This is a genomic window from Taylorella asinigenitalis ATCC 700933 (assembly GCF_000687755.1).
Taxonomy (GTDB): domain Bacteria; phylum Pseudomonadota; class Gammaproteobacteria; order Burkholderiales; family Burkholderiaceae_B; genus Taylorella; species Taylorella asinigenitalis.
This window is the reverse complement of the sequence record NZ_JHXN01000038.1, coordinates 1-1,441: the sequence shown is the minus strand read 5'-3', so window position 1 is coordinate 1,441 and position 1,441 is coordinate 1. Positions and strand designations below refer to the sequence as shown.

The 1,441-nt window shown below is 65.2% G+C and carries 3 protein-coding genes; all 3 read left to right on the top strand.

Features of this window, described 5'->3' with window-relative positions:
• A partial coding sequence (locus tag T432_RS09005) for an ABC transporter substrate-binding protein (protein WP_028884788.1) occupies nucleotides 1-372 on the top strand: 372 nt, incomplete at its 5' end.
• A gap of 44 nt (nucleotides 373-416) precedes the next feature.
• Nucleotides 417-992, top strand: coding sequence for a cob(I)yrinic acid a,c-diamide adenosyltransferase (cobO, locus tag T432_RS09000; RefSeq protein WP_027480392.1), 576 nt, complete (start codon nucleotides 417-419; stop codon nucleotides 990-992).
• A partial coding sequence (locus T432_RS08995) for a nucleotide-binding protein (RefSeq protein ID WP_028884787.1) occupies nucleotides 982-1,441 on the top strand: 460 nt, incomplete at its 3' end. The genes cobO and T432_RS08995, both read left to right, overlap by 11 nt.

Genomic DNA, 1,441 nt, shown 5'->3' with positions numbered 1-1,441 from the left:
CAAAGCGTACGGCAACTGCCCAAAATCAGCGTGTACTACGAGGTGGACCCCGCGCCTTACAGCGTCGGCCCCAATTCGTTCATCGGCACCCTGATCGCCAAGGCGGGCGGTCAGACCATCATTCCGGCCAAGTTGGGCGACTTTCCCAAGATTGACCCCGAACTCATCGTCAAGGCCAACCCGCAGGTCATCATCGGCGTGACGCCTGACGACGCCAAGAAACGTGGCGGCTGGACAACTCTAAACGCTGTGAAAGCCGGATGGGTCTACAAGCCCACCGACGAGGAACGCGACGCGCTGAGCCGCCCCGGTCCGCGTTTGCCGGTTGCCCTGCGCGCCCTGATCAAGATGATTCACCCCGAGGCAAAGTGAAGCCGGACATGGACGACGCCACCCGCGAGCGCCGCGAGGCCGCCATGCGCGAACTCACCGAGCAGCGCGACAATTACCGCAAGAAAGAGGGGATAAGCAAGGGCCGCCGGGGGCTGCTGATCGTCAACACCGGCAAAGGCAAGGGCAAAACCACCGCCGCCCTGGGGCTGATGCTGCGGGCACACGGACGGGGGCTGCGCGTCAAGATGTTCCAGTTTCTCAAGCATGACACCGCCAAATTCGGTGAGCACCGCACGCTGGATATGCTGGAGATTCCCTATCAGGGCCTCGGCGACGGCTGGACGTGGCGCTCCCGCGACCTGGAGAACTCGGCGGAGCTGGCCGCGCACGGCTGGGCCCTGGCCCGTGAAGCCATCGAGAGTGGCGAGTACGACCTGATCGTGCTCGACGAGTTCACCTACCCGCTCAAGTACGGCTGGGTGGCCTGGGCCGAGGTGGAACCCGTTCTGAAAAATCGTGACCCGCTGCTACACGTCATCATCACGGGCCGCGACGCCATTCCCGAACTGATCGCGCTCGCCGATACGGTCAGTGAGATTCAGCCGGTCAAGCACGCCTACGAGCAGGGGATCGGGGGACAGACGGGGATTGAATATTAACCGTTTCGTCCTCGCCGCTCCGGGCTCTGGCAGCGGCAAAACCACCGTCGCCGCGCTGCTGTGTCTCGCCCTGCGTGCGCGTGGCCTGAGCGTGCAGCCCTTTAAACTCGGCCCCGATTACCTGGACCCCACCCACCTCACCCGGGCTGCCGGGCGGGAAACGCGCAACTTGGACAGCTTTCTGCTGGCGCCGGAGCGGCTGCAAACCCTTTTTGCACGGGCGGCGGCCCAGGCCGAAGTCTGCGTGATCGAAGGCGTCATGGGCCTCTACGACGGACGCGACCCAGGCAGCGACGAGCATTCCACCGCCGCGCTTGCCCGGCTGCTGGGCGCGCGAGTCGTGCTGGTGATCGACGCGGGCGGCATGGCCCGCACTGTAGCGGCCGTGGCGGCGGGCCTGCGCGATTTTGGCGAAGGGGTGAATGTCGCGGGCGTCATTCTCAACCGTG

Coding starts and splice junctions, on each gene's coding strand:
- cobO (WP_027480392.1), top strand. CDS start 417: ATGCGCGAACTCACCGAGCAGCGCGACAATTACCGCAAGAAAGAGGGG.